The sequence below is a fragment of the Rhodococcus sp. SGAir0479 genome (genome assembly GCF_005484805.1).
Lineage (GTDB): Bacteria > Actinomycetota > Actinomycetes > Mycobacteriales > Mycobacteriaceae > Prescottella.
In genome coordinates, this window is sequence record NZ_CP039432.1 from 2065152 (window position 1) to 2090359 (window position 25208).

Below are 25208 nucleotides of genomic sequence, written 5' to 3' on the forward strand. Positions count from 1 at the left end.
GGCTCGGGCAATGCGCTCACGCCGGATGCTGGCTCCCCTCCTTCTCGTCGGCGCCGCGGCCGCGCTGCTGTCTCCCGCCCCGGCCGTGGCCGACACCGCCACGGCGTGCGGAACGGCGCTGAGCCCGAACGAAATCCGGGAGATCACCGATCTCAGTGACACGTCCACGCTGCCGGGTCCGGGACTCCACCGGCTCGAGACCGCGGTCGACCGGCATCGCCGCATCACCGAGATCCTCGTCGCGCACCGGGACTGGCGCGGAGTGTTCTCGGTGGGGCTCGACGCCGTGGAACACGAGGCCGTACTGCCCCTGCAGCGTGACCCGGCGGCCCTCCCCGACCGGGTGTGGTCCCCGGCGATCAGCTCCGACCTGTTGGCCCGCTATCTGCGGAACCTGCACGCCGAGTTCACCGGCACACCCGTCGATCCGGCCTGGGCGAACTATTTCGCCCTCGCGCGCGACTGCGCCCAGAGCCCGGCCCGCGTCGCGATGGCCGGATACAACGCGCACCTCACCGTCGATCTCGCCCACGCCGTCGACACGAGCGGCACTCGGCCCGACAACGTCGCCGACTTCTATCGCATCGTCGACTCCATCGCGCTCCGGGGCGATTCGATCATCGGGCTCACCAAGGACGTGTACGGCGGCGACCTCCGGCCCCTGTGGCGCTTCTACTTCGTCGGCGAGGGCCTCGACCCGCTGGCGGGCAACGATCAGCCGTCGCAGACGCTGCTCCGCGCCGCCGACAGCGGCTACAACACCGTCACGCTCGCCAACGGGTTCGCGCTGCAGAACCCCGGGATCCGGACGCCCGCCGAGCAGGAGATCGACGGGTTGTGGCGAGTGACGGACAGCGCCCTGCAGACGCTGTCCGACCTCGGCGGACTCTGAACCGGCCGCCGCTCGCCGTCACCCGGCCAGGCAGCTGGGCCCGAGCAGCGCCTTGAGGTCACCCATCAGCGACGACGACGGCTCCACCCGGAGCACCTCGTCCACCTTCCACAGCGACGTCCCGCGCGAGCCGATGAGCTTGACGTGCACGTCCGCCGTGCCGGGATGACGTGAGAGCACCTGCCGGAGCGCACCGAGCTTCTCCTTGGTGCACTGCCGGACCGGCAGACTCACCGCCACCGGCTTCGCCACACCGATCGCCGAGAGGTCCGGCACCGCAAGGTCGTTGGCGATGAGCGAGACCCGGTCGTCGCGAATCGAGACCCGCGCCTTGACCAGGACCACCGAGTCCTCGACGACGTCCATGCCGTAGACCGAGTACGCCTGCGGGAAGAACAACACCTCGATGCCGCCCGAGAGGTCCTCGAGCTGCGCCGACGCCCACGTCAGGCCGTTCTTGTTGATCCGCCGGTTCACCGACGCCAGGATGCCGCCGACCGTCACCTGGGTGCCGTCCTTGATGTCCCCCTCGAGAATCGTGGGGATCGAGGTGTCGGACTGGGCGGCCAGCACGTGCTCGACGCCGTTGAGCGGGTGGCCGGACACGTACAGCCCCAGCATCTCCCGCTCCAGCGCGAGCTTGTGCTTGGACTCCCATTCCTCGTCGGGGACCTTGACGTTGAACACGGACGTGATCGACTCGTCGGCGTCGTCGCCGCCGAACAGGTCGAACTGGCCCATCGCCTCGGCCTTCTTGGTGCCCATCACCGCGTCGATCGCGTCGGCGTGCACCAGCATCAGGCCCTTGCGTGGATGCCCGAGCGAATCGAATCCGCCTGCCTTGATGAGGGATTCGGTGACCTTCTTGGAGCAAGCGAGCGCGTCGATCTTGTTGAGGTAGTCGGAGAAGTCGGTGAAGCTGCCCTTCTCCTCCCGGGCCGCGATGATCGACGACACCACGTTGGCGCCGACGTTGCGGACCGCGCCCAGACCGAAGCGGATGTCCTCACCGACCGACGCGAAGTCCACGCGGGAGGCGTTGACGTCGGGCGGCAGCACCGTGATCCCCATCTTCCGGCAGTCCGAGAGGTAGACGGCGGCCTTGTCCTTGTCGTCACCGACCGAGGTGAGCAGGCCGGCCATGTACTCGGACGGGTAGTTGGCCTTGAGGTACGCGGTCCAGAACGACACCAGACCGTAGCCGGCGGCGTGCGACTTGTTGAACGCGTAGCCGGCGAACGGCAGCACCGTGTCCCACAGCGCGGTGATGGCCGCCTGCGAGAAACCGTTGGTCTTCATGCCCTCGGCGAAACCGTCGTAGGCCTCGTCGAGGATCTCCTTCTTCTTCTTACCCATCGCGCGCCGGAGCAGGTCTGCCTGTCCCAGCGAGTAACCGGCCACCTTCTGAGCGATCTGCATGATCTGCTCCTGGTAGACGATCAGGCCGAACGTGTCGGCGAGGATCTCCTTGAGCGGCTCCTCGAGCTCGGGGTGGATCGGCTTGACGTCCTGACGGCCGTTCTTGCGATCGGCGTAGTCGTTGTGCGCGTTCATGCCCATCGGACCCGGGCGGTACAGCGCCAGGACCGCGACGATGTCCTCGAAGCCCGTGGGCTGCATGCGTCGCAGCAGATCGCGCATCGCGCTGCCGTCGAGCTGGAACACGCCGAGGGTGTCGCCGCGCGCGAGCAGTTCGTACGTCGCCGGGTCCTCGAGCGGCAGGGTGTCGAGGTCGATGTCGATGCCGCGGTTGGCCTTGATGTTCTCGATCGCGTCACCGATGACGGTGAGGTTGCGCAGACCCAGGAAGTCCATCTTGAGCAGGCCGATGGCCTCACACGACGGGTAGTCCCAGCCGGTGATGATCGCGCCGTCCTGCGCGCGCTTCCACACCGGGATGGCGTCGGTGAGCGGTTCGCTGGACATGATGACCGCGCACGCGTGCACGCCGGCGTTGCGGATCAGGCCCTCGAGGCCCTTGGCGGTCTGGTAGATCTTCGCGACGTCCGGGTTGGAGTCGATGAGCGCGCGGACCTCGACGGCCTCCTTGTAGCGCTCGTGCTCGGGGTCGGTGATGCCCGACACCGAGATGTCCTTGGCCATGATCGGCGGCGGCAGCGCCTTGGTGATCTGGTCGGCGATGGCGAACCCAGGCTGCCCGAACTGGACTCGCGCGGAGTCCTTGATGGCCGCCTTGGTCTTGATGGTGCCGAACGTGATGACCTGCGCCACCTTGTCGCTGCCCCACTTGTCGGTGGCGTAGCGGACCATCTCGCCGCGGCGGCGATCGTCGAAGTCGATATCGATATCGGGCATCGACACGCGCTCGGGGTTGAGGAATCGCTCGAACAGCAGTCCGTGCGGGATGGGGTCGATGTTGGTGATGCCCATCGCGTACGCGACGAGCGAGCCGGCCGCCGAGCCACGACCGGGACCGACCCGGATGCCGACCTCGCGGGCGTGGTTGATGAGGTCGCCGACCACGAGGAAGTACGCGGGGAAGCCCATCTGGTTGATGACGCGGATCTCGTACTCGGCGCGCTCGATGTACTCGCGCGGCGGCCCGGCCGGGAAGCGGCGGTCGAGACCGCGCATCACCTCCTTGTGCAGCCAGCTCGCCTGCGTCTCGCCCTCGGGCACCGGGAAGATCGGCATCCGGTCGCGGTGCTGCCACACGTCCTCGTACGGCTGCACCCGCTCGCCGATGAGCACGGAGTTGTCGCATGCGCCGGGAACCTCGGAGTCCCAGATGGCGCGCATCTCGTCGGCCGACTTGAGGTAGTAGCCGTCGCCGTCGAACTTGAAGCGCGTGGGATCCGACAGCGTCTTGCCGGTCTGGATGCACAGCAGTGCCTCGTGGTTCTCCGCGGCGTCCTTGGTGACGTAGTGGCAGTCGTTGGTCGCCAGCGGCGGGATGCCGAGCTTGTTGCCGATCTCGAGCAGGCCCTCGCGCACGCGTCGCTCGATCGAGAGCCCGTGGTCCATCAGCTCGAGGAAGAAGTTGTCCTTGCCCCAGATCTCCTGCCACTTCGCGGCGGCCTCGAGTGCCTCCCGGTCGTGACCGAGACGCAGCCGGGTCTGGATCTCACCCGACGGGCAGCCGGTGGTCGCGATGATCCCCTCGGCGTGGTGGGCGATGAGCTCCTCGTCCATGCGCGGCCACTTGCCGAGCTGGCCCTCGATCGACGCGAGCGACGACAGCTTGAACAGGTTCCGCAGACCGGTCGAGTTCTCGGCGACCATCGTCATGTGCGTGTAGGCGCCGCTACCGGAGACGTCGTCGGACTTCTGACTGGGATCGCCCCACAGCACGCGCTTGGTGTTGAACCGCGACTCGGGCGCGACGTACGCCTCGATGCCGATGATCGGCTTGATGCCGTGCTTCTTGGCGACGTTGTAGAACTCACTGGCGCCGTACATGTTTCCGTGGTCGGTCATCCCGACCGCGGTCATCCCGAGCCGTTCGGCTTCCTTGAACAACGGGCCGACCTTTGCCGCACCGTCGAGCATCGAGTACTCGGTGTGGTTGTGCAGGTGAACGAACGAGTCAGCCACGTGCGCCTCTCTGTAGTTCGGCCCGACGCGCGCGCGTCGGCGGATCCGGCGGTCCCTGGGTTCAGCGCATCGAGTCTAGGCCCTCGCACCGACGGTCTCGTCCCGCCGCAGGCGCTCTCGGCGGGCGCGGCGGGATCGCACCAGCGCATCGGTGGTGAACACCACGAGCGCCACCCAGATCAGGACGAATCCGGCCCAGCGTGACGGCGGCATCACCTCGTGCATGACCGCGACGCCCCACACCATCTGCAGCGCGGGCGTGAGGTACTGCAGGATGCCCAGGGTCGTGAGCGGGATGCGTTGCGCCGCCACTCCGAACAGCAGCAGCGGGGCGGCCGTGACCGGCCCGGCGGCCATCAGCAGCAGGCTGTGACCGACCCCGTTGCCGAAGAACGAGCCCGTGTCCGAGACCGCGAGCACCACCAGGTAGCCGATCGCGACGGGCGCGGCGACCACCCCCTCGGCGGTGAGGCTGGTGCGCGGGTCCAGGGGCACCACTTTCTTGATCACCCCGTACGACGCGAACGACAACGCCAGCGTGAGCGCCACGAGCGGCGGCCTGCCGTAGTCGACGGTGATCACGACCACCGCGATCCCCGCGAGTACGAGGGCGCCGATTTGGGCCGGACGCAGCCGCTCCCGGAACAGCACAACACCCAGCAGGACGCTGACGAGTGGGTTGACGAAGTACCCCAGGGCGGCCTCGACGACGTGGCCGGAGACGACCGCGTAGATGTACACGCCCCAGTTGATGCCGATCGCGATCGTCGCCGCGGTCACCAGAGCCCACGTGCGGGGCCCGAGTCCTCGCAGCGACCCGAGCCGGCCGAGGATCGCCAGCACGATCAGCATGAGGAGCACCGTCCACACCATGCGGTGCGCGAGCACCTCGAGGGAGCCGGCGGGGGCAAGCAGACCGAAGAAGATCGGGAACATGCCCCAGATGAGGTAGGCGCCGACCCCGGAGAGCAGTCCGGTGGAATCTTCGGAGCGGTGCCGCGGTGTCACGCTCCGTCACGATAGCCGCCGGGCTACGCTGGCTCGCCACCGCGTCGACGCGCCCGACCGCACGGAGGACCGCCCTGTGACCCTCATCACCGCCCCTGCCCGGTCCCCGCGCCGGCCTCGGTTCGCCCGCCGCGGGTGGCGGTTTCCGGTCGCCGCGGCGCTGATCGGCGGCGCGATCACCGCGTTCCTCGCGAGCCCGTGGCCCGGGGCGATGCTCGTCCGTCTCGTCTTCGACCGCGGGGCGCGGCGCACGAGTGCCGCCCTGGCCGTGCACGCCCCGGCCGGCGTCGCCACGATTCTCGACCAGCAGTACCGCAGCGGCGACGACGACGCCTACCTCGACGTGTACTTCCCGGAGGAACTCCGCGGCACCGGCCGCGCACTGCCGGCCGTGATCTGGACCCACGGCGGGGCCTGGATCTCGGGCAGCCGCGCGCACCACACCGCGTACTACCGGCTGCTGGCCGCGGCCGGATTCACGGTGATCGCGGTGGACTACTCGCTGGCGCCGCGGCGCCGCTACCCCACCGCGGTCCGGCAACTGCACGACGCCCACGCGTACGTCCTCGCCCACGCCGCGCGCCTGCACGTCGACCCGAACCGGATCGTGCTCGCCGGCGACTCCGCGGGCGCGCAGTTGTCGAGCCAGCTCGCCGTCATCACCACCGACCCCGGCTACGCCCGCGCCGTCTGCATCGAACCGGCGCTGCAACCGCAGCAGCTGCGTGGCGTGATCCTCCACTGCGGAATCTACGAGGTCGCCGACATGGTGGGCGGTCCCGGGGTCATCGGGTGGGGAACCTCCGAATCCGTGTGGGCGTACACCGGATCCAAGGACGTCTCGGGTTCGCCGACGGTCGCGCAGATGTCGACGCTGCGGCACGTCTCCGACCGCTTCCCGGCCACGTTCGTCTCCGGCGGCAACTCCGACGGGCTCACCGCGAAGCAGTCGAAGGCGTTGGCCGCCCGACTCACCGGCCTCGGGGTGGACGTGACCGCGCTGTTCTACCCCGACGACCACGTGCCCGCGCTGGCACACGAATACCAGTTCGACCTCGACAACGCCGACGGCCGTGCGGCGCTCGAACGGACCGTCGAGTTCCTCCGCAAGCACACCGTCGACGCCCCCGGGGCCTGACCGAGCTCACCCGACTGGCCGGCGCCTCAGTTCGCGGCGACGGGGCCGCACACCGCCCCGAGCGCCCGCACCAGTGCCACCTGGTGCAACGCGTCGACCCGCTCGGTGGCCACGACGTCGACCGCCGCGGTCACCAGGTCCGGCAGGCATTCCGGTCCGGCCAGCACCTGTCGCCGCGCCGAGATCTCCGCGACGATGTCCCGGTTGAGGGTGTCCAGCACCGAGCGGACGGTCGCCAGGTCGGGGCGGACGGCGGCGGCGGCGGCGGGCGCCAGCTGCCAGTAGCCGAAGAGGCCGCGCTGGACGTCCTTGTTCGCCTCGATCTGGGCGCGGAACACCGCTTCCACCCGGCCTGCTTCCAGACCCGCGCCGCTCGCCTGCTCGCCCACCGACCGCAGCACGTCCCGCTCACGCGCGGGATCGTCGATCGGGCGGTCCGTCCCCCACTTGGCCGCAGCCACCGGATCGGCCGTCGACAACCGCTGCGCGATCGAGAGCACCAGCGGCCGCAGTTCTCCGGGGGCCGGCGCGTACGACCGGGCGCCCGCGGCCGGTGCTGCGGCGAGTATCGACGAGACGGCGACAGCGGCCGTCGCCGCGATCCATCCGACACGGTTCACGGACCACCCGACTGGTTTCATGGACCACATTGTGCAGCAGTGGGGTTCAGAGCGGCGGATACGACGGCCGCTCGGGGACGGCGAACGGTCTCACGTCGCGATCGGGACCGGTCCGTCGTCCGGACCCGGCGCCACCGTGCCGACCTGTTCCGGCAGCAGCGGACTGACCGCGAACGAACCCGCGACCGCGTCGGGCGGAAGCGCCTCCACGACCCGCACCCCCGGCGTGTCCGCCAGCAGCCGCAACTGGTCCAGCGTCCCGCGCACGGTGGCGCCCACGACGCACGCGCACCCGTCGGACAGCTGCGCGGCCGAGTACGCCGCGACGAGCGACTGCCGGTCGTGACCGACGATCGACGTGTGCAGCCGGGCAGCCGCGACACCCGACGCGCGAAGCACAGCAGTCGGATTCGCCGCGACCGGTATGGCCACCATGGGTGTCTGCACCCGGTCGAGCGGCACCCGAAGCAGCACCTGCGCCACCCGCAAATCCGCGGTGACGTCCAGCAGGTGCTGCGGCGCGGCGGGCGCGGCCAGCGACACCAGCGCCCAGTGCCGGGTGTCGGCGCCGGCCGCGGGATCGTCCGCCAGCGTGCCGCGCGCCCGGTCCAGATACTCCGTCACCTGCTCACCGGCGTCCGGCCCCAGCCGATCGGTGGAGATCCGGGCGTCGGGCACCGGGTTCGCGATCCCGAGCCCGACGACGGCGCCGACGAGCACGGCCGCCGCCACGACGGACGGCCACGTACGTGCACTCATCTCACGCGCCCCGCAGCACTCCGAGCGCGTGCTGGAGATCCTTCGGGTACTCGCTGGTGATCTCGACCCAGTGACCGTCGGCCGGATGCGCGAACCCCAGCGAACGGGCGTGCAGCCACTGCCGTTCCAGGCCGAGGCGCTCGGCCAGCCGCGGGTCGGCGCCGTACGTCAGGTCGCCGCAGCACGGGTGCCTCAGCGCCGAGAAGTGCACGCGGATCTGGTGGGTGCGGCCGGTCTCGAGATGGATGTCGAGCAGGCTCGCGGCCTGGAACGCCTCGACGGTGTCGTAGTGGGTGACGCTGGGCTTGCCGTCCGCCGTGACCGCGAACTTCCAGTCGTTGCTGCGGTGCCGTCCGATCGGCGCGTCGATGGTGCCGCTGCTCGGATCCGGGTGCCCCTGCACCAGCGCGTGGTACCGCTTGTCGATGGTGCGCTGCTTGAACGCCCGCTTGAGCACCGTGTACGCGCGCTCGGAGGTCGCGACCACCATCACGCCGGAGGTGCCGACATCGAGTCGGTGCACGATGCCCTGACGTTCGTGCGCCCCGGACGTCGAAATCCGGAAGCCGGCCGCGGCCAGACCGCCGATGACGGTCGGTCCCGTCCATCCGACACTCGCGTGGGCGGCGACGCCCACCGGCTTGTCGACCGCGACGATGTCGTCGTCCGCGTACAGGATCTCCATGCCCTCGACGGGCTCGGGATCGATCGTCAACGGGCGCGGCGGCTCGGGCAGCTCGACCTCGAGCCACGTTCCGGCCGCGAGCCGATCCGACTTGCCTGCCGCGACGCCGTCCACCTGGACGGCGCCCTCCTCCGTGAGTGTCGCCACCGCGGTGCGCGAGAGCCCGAGCAGACGCGCCAGCCCGGCGTCCACCCGCATACCGTCGAGCCCGTCGGGAACCGGCATCGATCGCGTCTCCCTCATGCCGCATCCCCCTTCCGGGAAGTACCGTTCTTCGTTTCGGCCCGTCCACCGCCCGGTTCGATCCCGAACAGCGTGAGCGCCACCAACAGGATCGCTCCGCACACGATCGACGAGTCGGCGACGTTGAACACCGGCCACCAGCCCACGGAGACGAAGTCCACGACGTGGCCCTGCAACGGTCCGGGCGAACGGAAGATCCGGTCGATCAGGTTACCGAGCGCGCCGCCGAGGACGAGTCCGAGTCCCAGCGCCCACCACGGCGAGCTCAGCCTGCGACCGATCCGGATCACACCGACGACGACGCCCACCGCGACGAGCGTCAGCAGCCACGTCATCCCGGTGGCCATCGAGAAGGCCGCGCCGGCATTGCGGATCAGCGTCAGCGTGACGGTGTCGCCGACGATCCGGACGGGGTCGGCCGGGTCGATGTAGGCGACGGCCAGCGACTTGGTCAGCAGGTCGAGCCCGAACACCACCACCGCGATGCCGACGAGCAACCGCATCATCTTCCGCGGCGCCCGCGACGGCCGCCCCGAGGTCGCCGGGTCGTGTGCCGGGTCGTCGCGTGCCGGGTCGTCGGGTGCCGGGTCGTCGGGCTCGGAGGCGGTGGGTTCCGGAATCTGGTTACCTTTCACGGCACGGTCGTCGCTCTCGGCGCGGTCGTCACTCACTCCGCCATCATCCCCTACCCGGGGAACAGACCGGTCATCCCACCCGCGCCGACTAACCTGTTGGCGTGCCACTGCCGTCGAAATTCCTCTCCTCCGGTACCGCGCTCGTCGCGGCGACACTCTCCCTCTCGCTCCTCGTCGCCGGGTGCAGCAGCGGTGGTGACGCCACCCCGGCCAGCCCCGACGCCGTCGGCGCCGCATCCGACGAGGTCACCGTCCCCGTCACGGCCGCCACGACGGAGATCGTCGACGCCGGCGCCGAGCCGCGGGAGCTGGTCCAGTACCGGTTACCGCAGGGCACGCGGCAGGACGCGCGCCTCGTGACGACGGCCACCGTGTCGCAGCAGATCGACGAGCAGCCGCCGCAGGACTTCTCGACGCCGCAGATGACGATGCCGCTCGCCGCGCTGGTCACGCAGGGCGTCACCGACGCGACGCCGGCCACCACCGTCGACCTCACGCTCGGCGAGCTCACGACCCCCGACGCGGCGACCGACGAACTGCTCGCACCCGCCCAGGGCTCGCACGCGGGCTTCACGATGGATCGCTCGGGCGCGATCACGGCCCTGCGGCTGCGGCCCGATCCCGAGACCGACAACAAGGCGCGCTCGATGATCGAGCAGGCGTTCTACCAGGCGGTGTACCGGACCGTCGCGTTCCCCGGCCAGCCGATCGGCGTGGGCGCGGTGTGGAAGATCCGCCAACAGGTGATGAGCGCCGTCGCCCTGGACCAGGTCACCACCGCGACCCTCGTCGCCCGCGACGGCGATCGTCTCACCGTCGACGTCCAGGTGGAGCAGACACCCAAGTCGCCGGTGTTCGAACTCCCCAGCGGTGCCGGCACGTTGAACGTCGACTCGTACTCGCTGCGCGGGGCCGGCACCGTCGTCGTCGACATGGCGTCGCCGCTCCCGATCGACGGCTCCGTCAGCGTCGAGGGCACGCAGTCCTACAGCGACCCGGCCGGCGCGATGCAGTTGCGGCAGACCACCGGCGAGAGCGTGCAGTGGGCGGGGTGACGGGGGGCGCCGCGGCGGCCGCGGCACTCTCCCTCGCGGTGCTGCTCACCGCGTGCGGATCCGAGGAGTCCGACCCGGCTCCGGCGGCGGACCCGGCGCCCGAGGTGACGGCCCCGGCCACACCGGCGGCCGGGCCGATCACCGACGGGAACGCGCTACGCGCGGCGCTGCCCACGACCGCCGATCTGGCGCCCGGCTTCGCCGTACTGCCGGACACGCCGGACGACCCCGCGGGTCGGGATGCGGACGACGCCACCGACGCGTCCTCGACCGATCCGGCCCGCTGCGCGAACGTCCTGGACACCATCGCCCGCCAGTCCCCCGGCGCCGTCGCCACGGCCGAACAGAACTTCAGCGGGCCAGGCTTCACCAGTATCGACGTCGACGCCGCCAGTTACGCAGGCAGCGGCGCCGCGGACGCGTTCGCCGCCGTCCAGGCGAGCGTCCGCACGTGCACCACCTTCACCGGCACGGACGCGCTGGGCACGGCGGTGGAATACCGCGTCGAACCGCTCGCCCGGCCCGACGCGGGGGACGCCGCGATCGCCTTCCGGGTCACCACGACCAGCGAGGGATTCACGCTCGTCTCCGACGCCGTCGTCACCTCCGTCGACTCTACGGTGGTGCAGGTCGTCACCACCGGTCCCGACGCCCTCGCCGGCGACGACACCACCGTGCTGGCGCGCACCACCGCGCAGCGCGTGCACGCGGCGGCCGGTCCGCGCTGAGAGGCCACACCGTGAACCCGACGAACCTGTGACTCCGCCGGACCCGTGAAAACGCCGGCCCCGTGAAAACGCCGGACCCGTGAAAACGCCGGACCCGTGAAAACGCCGATGCCGGCGCCACCCGTCGGGTGACGCCGGCATCGGCGGGGGCACAGACTACGCGGGGCAGGCCGGCGAGGTCAGGCCGGCAACCTGCACCAGCTGGCAGGCGTAGGTCTTCGACATCTTCCAGACCCCGTCCTCGGCGACGAAGTCGACGGTCGCGGGGTTCGCCTGGCCGTTGATGATCAGGTTGACGCCGGCGGTGACCGTGTCGTCGCCGGTCGGGGTGACGTCCTGCACCTCGATGGTGGCGTTGTTCTGCTTCGCGGCGGCCGTCACCTGGTTGATGAGCTCGGGATCGGCCTCGGCGCCCTGCACCAGCTGCACCTTCTGGTCCAGCGGAACGCTGTCGTCGAACGCCTTCGCGAGCGCGGCGTTGAGGTCCGCGGCGGTCGGCGGGGCCGGCGCGGTGCCGTTGGCGCCCTCGGCTGCGGTGGTGGTGGGCGCCTGGGTCACCGTCGTACGTCCACCGTCGTCATTGCTGTCGTCGGAGCAGGCGGACATGGTGAGGGCAGCCGCGATCGCCACACCAGCGATGGTCATCTTCCGAAGCTTCAAGTGCTTGTCCTTTTCATTCTCGGTCGAACATCGTTCATGCCGCAGCCGGGACACCGTCGCTGTCCCAGCTATGACTCCAGTTCACAGCAAGAGTACCGGCGAAGAGGGTCGCCTCACCTCAAGCTGTCGGCCGGGTCCGCGACCGTCAGGTCGCAGTCCGTCTCGTCGAATGTACGCGACGGACCCGGTCCCGTGCTGCGCGTCTCGAACCGCACCGTCACCACCCCGTGCCCGGCGCCCTGCACCCAGCCGTGCCCGTACTCGGGGTGCGCGACGTCGAGTCCGGGCCGCCACCCGGGCGTGGGTCCGGACAGTACGTCGAACCCCGAATCCTGCTCGGTGTCATCACTTCCCACGTCCGGAACTGCCTGATCGAGTTCCGGGAACAGTGAGCCCTGACTGACCGCGGACAGGCCGCCGAAGCCGACACCGACCAGCCGGACCGGCCCGATCTCGAGCGGGTCGAGCACCTGACGCTGCGCGGTGGCAGTGAGGACCCGGGCGTCGGTCGTCGCGTACGGCAGCGTGAGCGAGCGGGTGAGGATGCTCATGTCGGACTTGCGCAGCTTGAGCACCACGGTGCGCGCCGCGCGGCCGTCCCGCTCGAGGCGCCGGAACGCCGCCGCCGCGCTGGCGTCGACCGCGCGGCGCAGATCGGCCATGGTGACGATGTCCTGCGCGTACGTCGTCTCCGCGCTCACCTGTTTCGCGTCGGCACGCTCGGCCACGGGCCGGTCGTCGATGCCGCGCGCCAGGCGCTGCAGGCTCGGCCCCACGGTCGCGCCGAGGACGGACACCACCTCCGGTTCCGGCAACCGGGCCAGCGCGCCGATCGTCTCGATCCCCAGGCGTTTGAGCTTCTCCTCGGCCACCGGACCGACGCCCCACAGTTTGCGGACCGGCAATGCCGCCATCAGCTCCTGCTGCACATCGGGTGAGACGACCGTGATGCCGTTCGGCTTGGCGAGGCCGGAGGCGATCTTGGCCACCTGCTTGCCGGGGCCGGCGCCGATGGACGCGACGAGCCCGGTTTCCGCCAGCACCAACGCCCGCAACTCCTCGCAGTACCGCAGGACCTCCGCCTTGCCCGCGCCGGCCAGTTCCTTCGGTTCACCGAACGCCTCGTCGAGCGAAAGTTGTTCGAGCACCGGCATCTTCACCCGCAATGCGTCGAACACCCGACGGCTCAGCTCCCCGTACAGCGCGCCGCGTGGAGGCAGCACCACCGCGGCCGCACCGACGAGCCGACGCGCCTGGTGCATCGGCATCGCCGACCGCGCGCCGAACACCCGCGCCTCGTAGCTGGCTCCTGCCACCACACCCCGACCCCCGAGCCCGCCCACCAGGACCGGCCGCCCGCGCAGCGTCGGCCGGGTGAGCTGCTCGACGGATGCGAAGAACGCATCCATGTCGAGGTGCAGCACCCAGCGACGACTGCGCGTGGGATCGGGGACGGCGGCGATCATGGAGGAAAAACTACGCCGCGGCCACGACAAGGCCCGGCGGCAGACCGGGGCCCGGCCGGTCTAGACGGTGCCCGGCACCGCCCGCCGGTCGGCGGACACACCCCCGTCCGCGGTCGGGGCGGGTCGCGGGACGGTGAACACTGCGAGCACGCTCGCGATCGCGACGGCGAAACACGCCGCCGTGTACCAGAGGTTGCCGATCGGATCGCCGTTGCTCGTCACCCCGGCGACGGCGTCGAAGTGGTCCGGCAGCGCCGTCACCCACAGCACCGCCATCACACCCAGATACACCACGGCGTAGTAGCGGACGAAGTCGTCGGAGTAGGGCGGAACGCCCGCCGTGCCCGCTCGCATCCGCGACCACTGACGGACCAGTATCGGGACCGCCACCACGGCGAGCACCACCAGTTCCGCCGCGTACAGCACGCCGCGGATCGTGTCGCTCCCCATCCCGAACACCGTCGCCGGGAGCGGGAGGACGAACACCCCGACGGATGCGCTGAGACCGACCACCACCGTGCGCCAGACCAACGTGAGCCCCGAGAAGTGCCGGCCGGCATCGACCTGGCGGCCGACGAAGAACTGGACGCACAGCGCCAGGGACATCGGCCACAGCGCGGCGAACACCACGACACTCGGCAGTGGAACGGAATCGAAGAACGGCTGGTTGACCTTGTTGTCGAGCGTCCATTCCCACCACCGCAACTGCGGACCGAGCTGGTCGAAGATCTCGTAGAACGCGTGATGGACGAAGCCGACGCACACCGCGCCGAGGAACACCCCGTACCGGCGGAACACGCCGAGCATCCGGACGATCTCGAACGCGAGCGTGGCCATCAGCGGATAGATGGCCACGATGTACAGCGGGAGACGGCCCCACAGGAAGTCCACGGTGAAGACGTTGTGCGCGAACATCGTCCCCAGGTAGTCCTCGGTGCCGAACGCGGCCGGGAAGTAGATCGGCGGTTCGATCACGAACAGGAACGCGGTGGCACCGAACCACACCACCAGATTCGTGGGGTCGCCGTGGCGGCGCAACCGCACGATCGCGTAGACGAGCGCGAGCACCGCGCCCAGCACGATCGTCACCTCGAGCACCGGCAGCGTCCAGTTCTCCAACGCGAACGGGTTGCGGACCTCCACCAGTCCCCCGGCCTCCTCGCACGAGAACCCGAGCCGAGTGGCCAGATCGGCGAAGGTGGGCGAACAGTGGTCCGACATCAGTTCGCCTCCCGCGTTCCGGCGGTGTACCAGTACGTGACGTCGTAGCCCTCGTCGTAGCGGTCGAACCATTCACCGGCCAGGGCCGGCAACTTCTCGTGCTCGGGATTGTGCCGGGGCATCTGGCTGCGCACGACACCCGAGAGCGCCACCAGTTGCTGCCCGAGGGGCAGGTCGTCGAACGCCCGCGGCATGGGCCCGTGATCGGTGTGGTCCAGCCACGGCAGCAGCTTCCGGACGCGCTGCGCGCGCCGGTGCCGCGCGAACATCGACAGTGCGTCGATCTTCCGGTCCTCCAGCGGGACATGCTCGTTGAAGCCCTCGCACGCGATCTTGATGACATCGAGCACGTGTTTGAACACCGACGGCGCCTGCCGCATCCGGTACAGGTCGCTGCCCACCACCGAGTCGAAGATGACCAACGCCGAGCTGCGGTGTTCGACCTCCTCGACGAAGTGCCAGATGAACAACGACGCGACTCGGTCGTCGCCCGGGCGGAACAGGCTGGAGTCGTTGTCGAGCATCAGCTTGAAGACCGGGGTGAACGTCGCCTCGAGGTCGGCGGTGTACGCCAGCCGGTACTCGGGCGACGTCTGCGCGGTGAGCTTGTCGAACGCGCCGATCACCTCGTCGAGCGTCGTCTGCAGGCCGGGGTATCGCCGGATCAGGCCCTTGACGTGCTGCCGGTGGGCCGTCGAGTGCTGCCCCTCCTGCCGCATGAACGCGTCGGCCTCCTCCGCGACCGCGGGATCGGTGATCCGGGGCATCAGCTCGGTGATCAGCTGCACGATCATCTTCTCGAAACCGATCGCGAGGAACGACACGGCGTTGGCCATGCTCGAGAACGCCGGATTCCGCTCGTTCCACAGGAATGGAACGTCGTAGTCCGCGAACGCGAACCGCATCTTTCGCACGTGCAAGTCGGTCACTTGGCGACACCTCGTCTCGTCCGGCATGAGCGCTGAGGCCCCAGAGGGGTGGGCGAGGCCCCAGCGCATGCGACCATACACACGTGGGCCGTTTTGTATGATGGAAATCGCCGACATCGGCCGCGGTAGCCTCTCACCGGATCACGGTTCCGGCAGCGGCACGCGGGGAGGCGAGGGCACAGGTGGTGGCACGCAGACGCGGGTGGGGCGGGACGCCGCCGGAGAGCGACGACGAGGCGTCGAGGCGGATCGTCGCCGCCGCGGTGGAACTCATCGGCCGCACGGGCGGCGAGGTCAGCATCGCCGACGTCGCGGAATCACTCGGCGTGATCCGGCAGACGGTGTACCGCTACTTCCCCAGCACCGACGCACTGCTGCGCGCGGCGGCCATCGCGTCCGTGGACGGCTTCCTCGATCGTCTCGCCGCCCAGGTCCGCGGCCGGCAGGACCCGGCCGACGCCCTGACCGAGGCCGTCATCTATACACTGGACGCGGTGCCGCGCACCCCGCACCTGGGAATCATGTTGTCCGGCTCGCATTCCCACACCGAGGGCATCACCTCGGACGAGGCACTCGCGTTCGGCGTGACCATGATCCGGCGCTTCGACGTCGACTGGGAACGTCACGGCTACGACGAGCCCGCACTGCGCGAGCTGGTCGAGTACCTGCTGCGCACGATGCAGTCGTTCTTCGTCTCCCCCGGCGACCGCACCGAGCCCGAGCTTCGCCGCTATCTCCGGCGGTGGATGGGCAGCGCGATCGACGCCCAGATCCCCGCGCCGACGACGAAGCCCTGAGGGACCGGCGGTCTCTCAGGGCTTCGTGACGGATCGAGGAGCTACCCGATCACACCTTGGCGATCGTGGCGCGCACACCTTCCCCGAGTTCGACGACGGAATCGCCGCTCGCCTCGCCGAGCTCCAACGTGGTCGCCAGGACCTCACCGGCGATCAGGTCCCGGTGCCGCGAGGCCCACTCCCGGCGCTCGGCCGGCACCTCCAGGGTGACCGAGATCCGGTCGGAGACATCGAGTCCCGCGCTGCGGCGCGCCTCCTGCAGCTCGCGGACACGGTCCTTGGCCCAACCCTCGGCCTCGAGCTCCTCGGTCACCTGCGAGTCCAGCACCACCAGGCCCGCACCGTCCGGCAGCGCCGCCGTCGACTCCGGCTCGGCAGCGACCAGGCGCTGGGTGTACTCCGACGGCAGGAGTTCGATGCCGGCATCGGGAGCCGAGCCCGCGGAGCGTCCCGGCCAGACGGTGACCACCCCGTCCTCCTCCGTCCATTCTCCGGCCTTGACCGCCTTGATGACGGTCTGCACGTCCTTGCCCAGGCGCGGACCCGCGGCCCGCGCATTGACGACCAGCTCGAAGCGGCCGTGCACGTCGACGTCCTCGGTGAGGTCGACCTTCTTCACGTTGACCTCGTCGGCGATCAATCCGACGTACGGGCGCATCTTCTCGGCGTCCGGCGCGGCGACGGTCACCTCGGGCAGCGGCAGACGCACCCGCAGGTTCTGCGCCTTCCGCAGGCTCAGCACCGTCGAGCACACGCTCCGGACGTCGTCCATGGCGGCGACCAGGTCGGCGTCGGCGGGCAGCTCGGCGGCCGCCGGCCAGTCCGTCAGGTGCACCGAACGGCCGCCGGTGAGTCCACGCCAGATCACCTCGGACGCCATCGGCAGCAGCGGTGCCGCCAGGCGCGTGACCACCTCGAGCACGGTGTGCAGCGTGTCGATCGCGTCGCGGTCCTCGTCCCAGAAACGGCTCCGCGAACGGCGCACGTACCAGTTGGTGAGGGCGTCGCAGAACGTGCGCAGCTCGTCGCACGCGCCGGCGATGTCGATCACGTCGAGGGCATCGGTCATCGCGTCACGCGTCTGCGCAAGCTTCGCGAGGATGTACCGGTCGAGCACGTTCGACGAGTCGGTGCGCCACTGTCCGGGCTTGGACGCGTACAGCTGCAGGAAGCTCCACGCGTTCCACAGCGGCAGCAGCGCCTGCCGGACGCCCTCCCGGATGCCCTGCTCGGTGACGATCAGGTTGCCGCCGCGCAGGATCGGCGACGACATCAGGAACCACCGCATGGCGTCCGAGCCGTCCCGGTCGAACACCTCCTTGACGTCCGGGTAGTTGCCCTTGGACTTGCTCATCTTCAGGCCGTCGTCACCGAGCACGATGCCGTGCGCCGCAACGCACTTGAACGCGGGACGGTCGAACAGCGCGGTGGCCAGCACGTGCAGCGTGTAGAACCAGCCGCGGGTCTGTCCGTTGTACTCGACGATGAAATCGCCCGGGTAGTGCGAGTCGAACCACTCCCGGTTCTCGAACGGGTAGTGCACCTGCGCGTACGGCATCGAGCCCGACTCGAACCAGCAGTCGAGCACCTCCGGGACCCGGCGCATCATGGACTTGCCGGTCGGATCGTCCGGGTTGGGGCGAACCAGTTCGTCGATCATCGGCCGGTGCAGATCGGTCGGCCGCACCCCGAAGTCCGCCTCCAGTTGGTCGAGCGAACCGTAGACGTCGACGCGCGGGTACGCCGGATCGTCCGACACCCACACCGGGATGGGGCTGCCCCAGTAACGGTTTCGGCTGATGTTCCAGTCGCGGGCACCCTCGAGCCACTTACCGAACTGGCCGTCGCGGATGTGCTCCGGAACCCAGGTGATCTCCTGGTTGAGCTCGACCATGCGGTCACGGAACTTGGTGACGGCGACGAACCACGACGGCACCGCCATGTAGATCAGCGGCTGACCGGAGCGCCAGCTGTGCGGGTACGAGTGCTCGATCGTCTCGTGGCGCAGCAGCTTCCCGGCGGCCTTGAGGTCCTTGATGATGACCGGGTTCGCATCGAAAACTTGCAGACCCTCGTACGGCGGCACCATCGAGGTGAACTTGCCACCCGGATCCAGCGGCTGGACGATCGCGATGCCGTTGGCCGTCGCGCACTCCATGTCCTCTTCACCGAAGGCCGGCGCGAGGTGGACGATACCGGTACCCGAGTCGGTGGTGACGTAGTCGGCCGACAGCACCCGGTGCGCTTCCTCGTGACCCTTGCCGGGGCCGTGGAAGAAGTCGAACGGCGGAACGTACTTCAGACCGACCAGGTCGGCACCCTTGTACGCGCCGAGCACCTCGGGGGCGTCGCCGAGCTCGCGCGAGTAGTGGCCGAGGCGGGCCGCGGCGAGCAGGTAGGTCTTGCCGTCGGCGCCGGCAACGTGGACGTAGTCGACGTCCGGGTGCACCGCGATCGCCAGGTTGGACGGCAACGTCCACGGCGTGGTGGTCCAGATCAACGCGTTCGCGCCGTCGAGATCGCTGTCCGGAGCGGTGAGCACCATGTCCACCGTGACCGCGGGATCCTGACGCATCTTGTAGGCGTCGTCGAGGCGGGTCTCCTGGTTCGACAGCGGCGTCTGCTCGTACCAGCTGTACGGCAGCACCCGGAAGCCCTGGTAGATCAGGCCCTTGTCGTACAACTCCTTGAACGCCCACATGACGGACTCCATGAAGTCCAGATCCAGGGTCTTGTAGTCGTTGTCGAAGTCCACCCAGCGTGCCTGCCGGGTGACGTAGTCGCGCCACTCGTCGGTGTAGCGCAGGACGGACTGCTTGCAGTACGCGTTGAACTCCGCGAGGCCCATCGCGTCGATCTGCGACTTGTCCTTGATGCCGAGCTGCTTCTCGGCCTCGAGCTCGGCGGGCAGGCCGTGGCAGTCCCAGCCGAAGCGGCGGTCGACCTTCTTGCCGCGCATGGTCTGGAAGCGCGGCACCACGTCCTTGACGTAGCCGGTCAACAGGTGACCGTAGTGCGGGAGGCCGTTCGCGAAGGGCGGGCCGTCGTAGAACACGAAGTCCTCGGCCCCGTCGCGTTGCGCGATGCTGGCGCGGAAGGTGTCGTCCGCCTCCCACACCGCGAGCACCTTCTGCTCGAGGTCGGGGAACGAGACGGACCCGGTAGCGCGTCCGCCGACGAGATCGACACGCGGATACGCGTCGTTCGTCCGTGCAGGGGTGGATTCGTTACTGGTCACCGCGAAAGCTCCTCGTGCCCTGACTGCCGGCACGGGGACGACGACGGCGCCCTGTGCGCCGTTACCGCGGTACCACCCCGCTTGCCCGCCCCGCGCGCGGGACGAGCCACTCGATGCGGGCTGTGACGGGCCCACCCGTTCGGGTCTAGTGAGCGCGATCCCCGTCCCCGATGGGTCCGGTAGGTCGCGCCGTTCTTCCGAAGGCTCCCCGGTGATGGCCGGATCGTCGCCGTGTGTGCGTTGTCGAGTCTATCCCTCGTCTAACCCTCGGCCGGATTCCGGCCCGGGTCGCCTGCACCGCCGGAGCCGCGGCCCTCGTCCTCGGCGGCGTCGTCCGGACTCGTCGCCGGCCGCTCGCTCTCCGCCCGCTCGCCCTCCGTCCGGTCACCCTCTGCCCTGTCGCCCCGGTCGGGACGAGGGAAGTCGGACCCCTGGGCGTGCGGAGCGGGCGCGTCGGGCGCACCAGCGACGGGAGCCGCCTTCCTGCTCGCCAGCGCACTGACGAGCAGGAGGACGGCGCCCGTGACACAAACCGCGATGCATCCCCACGCCCAGACGACGGACCCCGTCATCAGGGCGATCACCAGCAGGGCGAACCCCACGGCGGCGAGGACCAGCGTCATGACCAGCACGAGTCACCCTCTGTTCGGGAGCCGGCGGCCGCAGTCGGCTCGGTCAGTTGTTTCCCTTGGCGAACGACGACTGGCCGAAGCCCGACTGACCGAAGGCCTCCTGGCCGCCGTCGACCGGCACGGCCGAGCCGCGCTGCTCGAGTTCCTCGAGCTGCGACTCCAGGTACGACTTCAGGCGGACGCGGTACTCACGCTCGAACGTCTTGAGCTGCTCGATGCGGCTCTCGAGAACCGTCCGCTGCTGATTGATGGTCGCCATGATCTCAGTGTGCTTCTTCTCGGCGTCCGCCTGCAGCGCGTCGGCCTTCTCCTTGGCCTGACGCAGCTGGGTCTCCGAGCGGGTCTGCGCATCGGACAGCAGAGCCTCGGACTTCTGCTTGGCGTCCGAGACCATGGTCTCCGACTTCTGCTTGGCGTCCGAGACCATCGTCTCCGACTTGGTGCGAGCCTCGGTCACGAGGCGCTCGGAGTTGGTACGGGCGTCGCTGAGCAACTCCTCCGCCTCGGCCTTGGCGTCACCGGTGAGGCGGTCCGCCATCTCCTGCGCGAGGCCGAGCACCTTGGCCGCCTGCATGTTGGCGTCCTGGGACCGCGGCGGCGCGGCGGCCGGCACCGGCTCGGGCTTGGGCTGCTCGACGACCCGAACCGGTTCCGGCTCGGGCTTGGGCGCGGGCGCCGGCGCTGCGGCGGCGGGGCGCGGGGCCTTCTTCGCCTCGGCCAGTTCCTGGTCGAGCTCGCCTACCCGCTGACGGAGGTCAGCGTTCTCCTCGATGAGCCGCGAAAGCTCCTGCTCGACGAGGTCGAGAAAGGCATCGACCTCGTCCTCGTTGTAGCCACGCTTCCCGATCGGAGGCTTGCTGAACGCGACGTTGTGCACATCAGCTGGAGTCAGCGGCATGGAAGGATCCCTTCACGCGTCATTTGGCGGTCTAGCACGCATTCGGTTCTATCGCGTTTGCGCGTACTCGTTAACCATTTCGTTACCTGTCACACTGTAACTGCGGGCCATTCTGTCACACCAAACCCGAAGGTGACGCCAGTCCCGACACCACCTGCATGAGGATGAACAGCAGGAACAACAGCACCATGATCGAGAGGTCCAGACGGACCCCGCCGAGCGAGATCGGCGGGATGAGCCGCCGCAGCAGCTTCACCGGCGGGTCGGTGACCGTGAAGATCACTTCGAGGACGATCACCACGAAACCCGTGGGTCGCCAGTCCCTGGCGAACACTCGGATGAACTCGACGATGATCCGTCCGATGAGCAACAACCAGAAGATGAACAGGATCACGTAGATCACCGAGAACACGGCCACACCTTCACTCTGCCTGACGACAACCGGTCGATCAAAACCATTCGACAAGCCGAGGCACGCGTCACACCTCCGGAAGGATGCGACGCGTTCTCGACGGTCTCTTACTTCTGGTTGTAGAACCCGGTCTCGGCGATCCGGCGGCGCTCCTCGGCGGAGACGTCGATGTCGGCCGGCGAGAGCAGGAAGACCTTGGTGGCGACCTTGTCGAAGGAGCCGCGGAGGGCAAACGCCAGGCCGGCCGCGAAGTCCACCAGACGCTTGGCGTCGGCGTTGCTCATCTCGACCAGATCCATGATCACCGGCGAACCGTCGCGGAAGCGCTCGCCGATCGTGCGGGCCTCACCGTAGTCGCGGGGACGCAGCGTCGTGATCTTCGACAGCGGGCCGCCCTCGTCGACCACCGGACGACGGCTCTCCACCCGGTCCATACGCGAGTCGACGGCGAGCGCGCCTCGCGTCGCGCCCCGAGGAGCGGCGTTGCGCGGCGCGATCGACTCGATGCGCTGCGACGGACGGGGAGCGGGCTCGTAGCGATCGAAATCGCTCTCCACCTCGTCCCGGCGCGACGACGCGTATCCGGGCTCGGCGTACTCGCGACGACCCGGTCCGGGCTCGTCGATGTAATCGTCCTCGAAGTCCTCGAGGGGAACCATGCCGAAGTAAGCCTTGAACTTGTGCAGGCTGCTCATTGATCGACCTTCCTGGGCGCGGCGGACTGATACTGGCTCATCCTGCGGTCGACCGCAGAACTCCGGATGTGACAGATGATCATGGTGTGACTGGTGATCATTTCGAGACTATCGGTCGAGGGCCGAGCAGCGCAGTTCCGACACGCACACAGGTCGATCCGTGCCGCACCGCCGCCTCCAGATCGCCGGTCATCCCGGCGGACACCGTCCTCGCGGCCGGATGCAGCCGCAGCAGCTCGCTGTGCACCGCGTTCAGCTGCGCGAACGCGGCATCCGGGTCGGCGCCCAGGGGCGGGACCGCCATGAGACCGGCGAGGTCGAGCCCGGGCGACGCCGCGATCCGGTCGGCGAGCGCGTCGAGGTCGGGGACCGGGACCCCGCCCCGGGACGGATCCCCGTCGAGACTCACCTGGATCAGCACCTCGACCGGACGCGCCCGCTCCCCCACCTCGAGCGCCGCGGCCGCTGCCGCGGACAAGGCGTCCGCCAGGCGGTCGCTGTCGAGTGAGTGGACGGTGTCGGCCCACCTGACGACCGATTTGACCTTGTTGCGCTGCAACCGGCCGATCATGTGCCACCGCACCGGCTCCGGCGCATCGCGGTGGTCACGGAACTCGGCAATCTTGGTACTCGCCTCGGGCTCGCGGGATTCGCCGAACTCGCGGCAGCCCAACTCGTAGAGGATGTGCACGTCCGACGCCGGGAAGAACTTCGTCACCGGCAACAGCGCGACCTCGGCCGGATCGCGGCCCGCGTCCCGGCACGCAGTGTCGAGCCTGGCGCGGACCTGCGTCAGCGCCGACGCGATCTGCTCGTGTCTGTCCATCCCGACTGTCAACTCTTCTCCGTCACTCGTCTCCGGACGGATCCATCCAGATCACGGCGGCCAGCCGACCGGTCGGCGCACCGCGTCGATGACTGAACAGCGTCGGGTCCTCGATGGTGCAGCGCGGGTCCTCGGCGACGCCCGAGACCCCGGCCGCGAGGAGTTGGCGGCGCAGGCCGGCCCGTAGATCGAGGCCGGGCGTGCCCTTCTCGGTCCGGGTCGCGCTCCCGGGCAGGAACTTCTCGACGTCCGCCTGCATCGCCGCGGGGACCTCGTACCGGCGACCACTGGCCGCCGGACCGAGGAAGGCACCGATGCGCTCCGGACGGGCGCCCTGCTCGATCATGGCGCCGATGACCTTGGGCACGATGCCGATCCGGGCACCGATCCGGCCGGCGTGGACGGCCGCGATCACGCCCGCCTCGTCGTCGGACAGCAGGATCGGCACACAGTCCGCGCTGAGCGTCACGAGCGCGAGTCCGGGTTCCGTGGTCACCAGCGCGTCGGTCGCGGGCACGGGCCCGTCGACCGGACCGTCCACGACCGTCACCGTGCGGCTGTGGATCTGCTCCATCCACACCAGGCGCTCGAACGGCAGCCCGATGCCGTCGGCCAGCCGACGACGGTTGGCCTCGACGGACGCAGGGTCGTCGCCGACGTGGTCACCGAGATTGAACGAGTCGTACGGCGCCGCGGACACACCGCCGGCGCGGGTCGTGACGACCCGCCGGACCCGGACGCCCGTCACGGAGGCCCCGCTCAACGGCGCATGAAGGAAGGCACGTCGACGTCGTCGTCCTCGCCCTCCTCGTTGCCGACCGGTACCGCGCGGGAGGTGTTGCCACCGAGCGGCGGCAGGCTCGAACCCGTCGGAGTACCCACCGGCTCGCGCGGCGGCGCCGCATGGGCCGGCTCGGCCGGGGCGGCCGGAGCGGTCGGCGGCGCCTGGGGAGCCGGACGCTCGGACTGTCCGACCTCACCGGCGCGACCGGCACCGATGTTGCCGCGGCCGATGGCGGACTGGACCTCGAGCGGACGCTTGACCGGCGCGCCGCCGTCGAAGCCGGCCGCGATCACCGTGACGCGAACCTCGTCGCCCAGCGAATCGTCGATCACGGTTCCGAAGATGATGTTGGCGTCGATGTGCGCGGCCTCCTGGACCAGCGACGCCGCCTCGTTGATCTCGAACAGGCCCAGATCCGACCCGCCGGCGATCGACAGCAGCACGCCCCGTGCGCCCTCCATGGACGCCTCGAGCAGCGGCGAGTTGATCGCGGTCTCGGCGGCCTTGATCGAGCGGCCCTCCCCGCGCGAGGAGCCGATACCCATGAGGGCGCTACCGGCGCCCGACATGACGCTCTTGACGTCCGCGAAGTCGACGTTGATCAGACCCGGGGTGGTGATGAGGTCGGTGATGCCCTGGACACCGTTGAGGAGGACCTCGTCGGCGCTGCGGAACGCGTCCATCAGGCTGACCGCCGCGTCACCGAGCTGGAGCAGGCGGTCGTTGGGGATGACGATCAGGGTGTCGCACGACTCGCGCAGCGCGGAAATGCCGGACTCGGCCTGCGAGCCACGGCGCTTGCCCTCGAACGAGAACGGGCGGGTGACCACACCGATCGTGAGGGCGCCGAGCTTGCGAGCGATGCTGGCGACGACGGGCGCGCCACCGGTTCCGGTGCCACCACCCTCGCCCGCCGTGACGAAGACCATGTCGGCACCCTTGAGGACCTCTTCGATCTCGTCCTTGTGGTCCTCGGCGGCCTTGCGGCCCACCTCGGGATCGGCACCGGCCCCGAGTCCGCGGGTCAGTTCACGTCCGACATCCAGCTTGACGTCGGCGTCGGACATCAGGAGTGCCTGCGCATCGGTGTTGACCGCGATGAACTCGACTCCCTTGAGTCCCTGCTCGATCATGCGGTTGACAGCATTGACGCCGCCGCCGCCGATACCGACGACCTTGATGACGGCGAGGTAATTGTGCGGGGGCGTCATTGGCTCTCGCCTTCCGTGAGTGGATTTCGCGCTCGTTCTGGGATGAGTATCGGAAAACCCTCAACCTCAACCACAGGGTCAAGGTTATGTCAAGTAGTTCCTTGTTGCGAAACGCTATGCA

General features: G+C 69.4%; 23 protein-coding genes. 5 read left to right on the forward strand and 18 right to left on the reverse strand.

Annotated features, from left to right (window positions below):
* Nucleotides 1-10 precede the first annotated feature (10 nt).
* On the forward strand, nt 11-892 hold the full coding sequence (locus E7742_RS09655; RefSeq protein WP_137798756.1) for a DUF5995 family protein: 882 nt from the start codon (nt 11-13) through the stop codon (nt 890-892).
* Nucleotides 893-910: 18 nt separating this feature from the next.
* Here the strand turns inward: E7742_RS09655 and dnaE are convergent, their stop codons facing one another.
* Both dnaE and rarD read right to left on the reverse strand, forming a co-directional pair.
* Nucleotides 911-4447, reverse strand: a complete 3537-nt coding sequence (gene dnaE, locus E7742_RS09660) for a DNA polymerase III subunit alpha (RefSeq protein WP_137798757.1) — start codon at nt 4445-4447, stop codon at nt 911-913.
* 75 nt (nt 4448-4522) lie between these two features.
* Entirely contained in the window at nt 4523-5455 is a 933-nt protein-coding gene (rarD, locus tag E7742_RS09665) for an EamA family transporter RarD (protein WP_137798758.1), read from the reverse strand.
* 76 nt (nt 5456-5531) lie between these two features.
* On the opposite strand from rarD, the gene E7742_RS09670 reads away from it, so the two are divergent.
* Nucleotides 5532-6593 (forward strand): alpha/beta hydrolase, encoded by a 1062-nt coding sequence (locus E7742_RS09670; protein WP_254699221.1) that lies wholly within the window; start codon nt 5532-5534, stop codon nt 6591-6593.
* A 26-nt stretch (nt 6594-6619) separates the two neighbouring features.
* Here E7742_RS09670 and E7742_RS09675 read toward each other — a convergent pair whose 3' ends face one another.
* The 4 genes from E7742_RS09675 to lspA all read right to left on the reverse strand — a co-directional run bounded on the left by E7742_RS09675 (nt 6620) and on the right by lspA (nt 9571).
* Entirely contained in the window at nt 6620-7234 is a 615-nt protein-coding gene (locus E7742_RS09675; protein WP_137798759.1) for a chorismate mutase, read from the reverse strand.
* A 69-nt stretch (nt 7235-7303) separates the two neighbouring features.
* A complete protein-coding gene (locus tag E7742_RS09680; protein ID WP_137798760.1) occupies nt 7304-7972 on the reverse strand; it encodes a hypothetical protein in 669 nt (222 codons plus the stop codon).
* 1 nt (nt 7973) lies between these two features.
* Nucleotides 7974-8900: an RluA family pseudouridine synthase gene (locus tag E7742_RS09685; RefSeq protein WP_137798761.1), complete on the reverse strand. Its 927-nt coding sequence runs from the start codon at nt 8898-8900 to the stop codon at nt 7974-7976.
* Entirely contained in the window at nt 8897-9571 is a 675-nt protein-coding gene (gene lspA / locus E7742_RS09690) for a signal peptidase II (RefSeq protein ID WP_254699222.1), read from the reverse strand. Before lspA ends, E7742_RS09685 begins: the two co-directional genes overlap by 4 nt.
* 65 nt (nt 9572-9636) lie before the next feature.
* Between lspA and E7742_RS09695 the strand changes: the two genes are divergently transcribed.
* On the forward strand, nt 9637-10590 hold the full coding sequence (locus E7742_RS09695; RefSeq protein WP_137798762.1) for a hypothetical protein: 954 nt from the start codon (nt 9637-9639) through the stop codon (nt 10588-10590).
* Nucleotides 10587-11318: a hypothetical protein gene (locus E7742_RS09700; RefSeq protein ID WP_254699223.1), complete on the forward strand. Its 732-nt coding sequence runs from the start codon at nt 10587-10589 to the stop codon at nt 11316-11318. The genes E7742_RS09695 and E7742_RS09700 overlap by 4 nt, the downstream gene beginning before the upstream one ends.
* A gap of 156 nt (nt 11319-11474) precedes the next feature.
* On the opposite strand, the gene E7742_RS09705 is transcribed toward E7742_RS09700, so the two are convergent.
* The 4 genes from E7742_RS09705 to E7742_RS09720 all read right to left on the reverse strand — a co-directional run bounded on the left by E7742_RS09705 (nt 11475) and on the right by E7742_RS09720 (nt 15594).
* Complete coding sequence (locus E7742_RS09705) at nt 11475-11963, reverse strand: hypothetical protein (protein WP_254699224.1); 489 nt, start codon at nt 11961-11963, stop codon at nt 11475-11477.
* Nucleotides 11964-12091: 128 nt separating this feature from the next.
* Complete coding sequence (locus E7742_RS09710) at nt 12092-13444, reverse strand: DNA polymerase IV (protein ID WP_175420454.1); 1353 nt, start codon at nt 13442-13444, stop codon at nt 12092-12094.
* 60 nt (nt 13445-13504) lie between these two features.
* Nucleotides 13505-14665: a hypothetical protein gene (locus E7742_RS09715; protein ID WP_137798765.1), complete on the reverse strand. Its 1161-nt coding sequence runs from the start codon at nt 14663-14665 to the stop codon at nt 13505-13507.
* Nucleotides 14665-15594 (reverse strand): metal-dependent hydrolase, encoded by a 930-nt coding sequence (locus E7742_RS09720; RefSeq protein WP_137798766.1) that lies wholly within the window; start codon nt 15592-15594, stop codon nt 14665-14667. Before E7742_RS09720 ends, E7742_RS09715 begins: the two co-directional genes overlap by 1 nt.
* Nucleotides 15595-15779: 185 nt before the next feature.
* Between E7742_RS09720 and E7742_RS09725 the strand changes: the two genes are divergently transcribed.
* Nucleotides 15780-16391, forward strand: coding sequence for a TetR/AcrR family transcriptional regulator (locus E7742_RS09725; protein ID WP_137798767.1), 612 nt, complete (start codon nt 15780-15782; stop codon nt 16389-16391).
* 49 nt (nt 16392-16440) lie between these two features.
* Here E7742_RS09725 and ileS read toward each other — a convergent pair whose 3' ends face one another.
* From ileS to ftsZ, 8 genes are all read right to left on the reverse strand, one after another.
* On the reverse strand, nt 16441-19629 hold the full coding sequence (gene ileS / locus E7742_RS09730) for an isoleucine--tRNA ligase (protein ID WP_137798768.1): 3189 nt from the start codon (nt 19627-19629) through the stop codon (nt 16441-16443).
* A 260-nt stretch (nt 19630-19889) separates the two neighbouring features.
* On the reverse strand, nt 19890-20261 hold the full coding sequence (locus tag E7742_RS09735; RefSeq protein WP_137798769.1) for a hypothetical protein: 372 nt from the start codon (nt 20259-20261) through the stop codon (nt 19890-19892).
* 43 nt (nt 20262-20304) lie between these two features.
* Nucleotides 20305-21159 carry a DivIVA-like cell division protein Wag31 gene (gene wag31 / locus E7742_RS09740; protein ID WP_137798770.1) on the reverse strand — a complete coding sequence of 285 codons (855 nt, stop codon included), beginning with the start codon at nt 21157-21159 and terminating at the stop codon, nt 20305-20307.
* Between the two features lie 115 nt (nt 21160-21274).
* On the reverse strand, nt 21275-21577 hold the full coding sequence (locus tag E7742_RS09745; RefSeq protein ID WP_137798771.1) for a YggT family protein: 303 nt from the start codon (nt 21575-21577) through the stop codon (nt 21275-21277).
* 101 nt (nt 21578-21678) lie between these two features.
* The gene (locus E7742_RS09750; protein ID WP_137798772.1) at nt 21679-22266 is read right to left on the reverse strand and encodes a cell division protein SepF; all 588 of its coding nucleotides are present in this window, start codon (nt 22264-22266) and stop codon (nt 21679-21681) included.
* 97 nt (nt 22267-22363) lie between these two features.
* Nucleotides 22364-23092, reverse strand: coding sequence for a YggS family pyridoxal phosphate-dependent enzyme (locus E7742_RS09755; RefSeq protein WP_137798773.1), 729 nt, complete (start codon nt 23090-23092; stop codon nt 22364-22366).
* A 22-nt stretch (nt 23093-23114) separates the two neighbouring features.
* Nucleotides 23115-23855, reverse strand: coding sequence for a peptidoglycan editing factor PgeF (pgeF, locus tag E7742_RS09760; protein ID WP_254699225.1), 741 nt, complete (start codon nt 23853-23855; stop codon nt 23115-23117).
* Nucleotides 23852-25087: a cell division protein FtsZ gene (gene ftsZ / locus E7742_RS09765; RefSeq protein ID WP_137798774.1), complete on the reverse strand. Its 1236-nt coding sequence runs from the start codon at nt 25085-25087 to the stop codon at nt 23852-23854. Before ftsZ ends, pgeF begins: the two co-directional genes overlap by 4 nt.
* Between the last annotated feature and the right edge of the window lie 121 nt (nt 25088-25208).